The organism is Corynebacterium sp. 212_CJEI, from assembly GCF_001055915.1.
GTDB classification, from domain to species: domain Bacteria; phylum Actinomycetota; class Actinomycetes; order Mycobacteriales; family Mycobacteriaceae; genus Corynebacterium; species Corynebacterium jeikeium_D.
The window spans coordinates 1-2,134 of record NZ_JVPT01000037.1; the positions used below are offsets into that span (position 1 = coordinate 1).

The window sequence follows — 2,134 nt, forward strand, 5'->3', positions numbered from 1 at the left end:
CAAGCGCTTCGCCTCCGCTGCGGACGAGATGCTGCTGGGTATCGAGCGCGTAGAAGACCTGATCTCCCGCTACCCGCTGCGCGGCATCAAGGGCCCGATGGGCACCGCCCAGGACATGCTGGATCTGCTTGACGGTGACGAGTCCGCGCTGGCTTCCCTGGAAAACGAAATCGCTGAAGGCCTCGGCTTCGACCGCGTCTTTGACTCCGTCGGTCAGGTTTACCCGCGCACCCTCGACTTCGACGCTCTGTCCGCGCTGGTCGAGCTCGGTGCAGGGCCGGCATCGCTGGCCACCACCATCCGCCTGATGGCCGGTAATGAGACCGTCACCGAGGGCTTCAAGGAAGGCCAAGTTGGCTCTTCCGCCATGCCGCACAAGATGAACGCCCGCTCCTGTGAGCGCGTCCACGGTTTCCAGGTCATCCTGCGCGGCTACATGACCATGCTCTCCGAATACGCCGGTACTCAGTGGAACGAAGGCGACGTTTCCTGCTCCGTGGTCCGCCGCGTTGCACTGCCGGATGCATTCTTCGCCATGGACGGCATGTTCGAAACCTTCCTCACCGTCCTGTCCGAGTTCGGTGCATTCCCGGCCATGATTGACCGTGAGCTGGAGCGCTACCTGCCGTTCCTCGCCTCCACCAAGATCCTCATGGCAGCCGTCCGCGCTGGTATGGGCCGCGAGGAAGCCCACGAGATCATCAAGGAGCACGCCGTCGCCACCGCACTGGATATGCGCGAAAAGGGCGCCGAGCAGAATCTCACTGAACGTCTCGCTACAGATGAGCGTTTCCCGCTGGATGCCGCAGGGCTTGCCGACGCTCTGGCAGACCGCCACGCTTTCATCGGTGCCGCAGAATCTCAGGTTGACCGCGTAGTTGCGCGTGTGCAGACCGTCGTGGACAAGTACCCAGAGGCCGCGGCCTACAAGCCGGGCGAGATTCTGTAGCTTCACGTGCGTCACGCGCGAATCGCGAAGCGCGAAACGCGCAAACGTGCAAACGTAAGTACCTTTGAAAAACTCTGTCACGTTGGTGGCAGAGTTTTTCGTCGTTTGTTGGCGAAACCACCAGTGAGCAGCCAAGTTCCTCGGTACGATGAGCGGTAAGTATCGAAACCTCTACGCGAAAGGTGCCCGACGTGACATCGGCTGTTAGGACTTCGCTTTCTCGCCCAGGTGCCACATTGAATGTGCTGCGCTGGGTCCCAGAAAATGACAAGGGCGCGCCCATTACTCCTAAGGGAGTGGTGCAGATTGTCCACGGCATGGTCGAGTACGCCAACCGCTACGCTAAATTCGCCGAGTACCTCGTATCCCAGGGCTATGCCGTCGTCGCGCATGACCATCGCGGCCACGGTATGACCAAGACGGATGCTGGCATCCCGGGCTACTTCGCTGACTACGGTGGCTGGAATCTAATTCTCGAAGACCTCCACGCAGTGCGCCAGTACGTTGATGCAGAATTCCCAGGCAGCAAGCACTATATTCTCGGCCACTCCATGGGCTCGCTTCTGACTCGTAACTACATCGCCAAGTACGGCGAGGGGCTTACCGGCGTCATTATCATGGGCACCGTGTCGTGGCCAGGAGCTAAGGGCGATGCGGGAATGAAGGTTGCAAACCTGCTGGCTAAGATTCGTCCTACCGCGCCGGGCAAGCTGCTCAACACCCTCACCTTTGCTGATTACAACAAGGGCTTTGAGCGCCGCACTAAGTTTGATTGGCTCACCCGCGACCACAAGATTGTCGATGCTTATATTGCGGACGACAAGTGTGGTTTCGTTCCCACCAATGCCTTTTTCCGCGACCTTCTCGTCGGCACGCACTACGCGAATTCGTCTGAAGCCTATGAGAAAGCGCCTGATGATCTGCCACTTTTCGTGGTTTCCGGTGCCGTTGATCCGGCGGGTGGCGCTGCCTGTGTGACTGAGGTCGTGGGCAAATACCTGAACGCAGGGAAGAAGGACGTGCGCTTTAAGGTCTACCCGGATGGTCGCCATGAGATTCTCAACGAGTTGAATAAGGAAGAGGTCTACGCCGACATTTTGGCGTGGTTGGAGTCCCGCTAAGGGGAGCTGGTTAATAGGCGAAAGGGGATGCGGACGTTTTTTTGGACAGTTTCAATCTCACGCT

Annotated in this window: 2 protein-coding genes; both read left to right on the forward strand. The window is 58.9% G+C overall.

Translation table 11 applies throughout. The features are described from left to right. A partial coding sequence (locus ADB02_RS03285) for an adenylosuccinate lyase (RefSeq protein WP_049189656.1) occupies positions 1-949 on the forward strand: 949 nt, incomplete at its 5' end. Positions 950-1,140: 191 nt separating this feature from the next. Continuing rightward, entirely contained in the window at positions 1,141-2,070 is a 930-nt protein-coding gene (locus tag ADB02_RS03290) for an alpha/beta fold hydrolase (protein WP_048733074.1), read from the forward strand. Positions 2,071-2,134 lie beyond the last annotated feature (64 nt).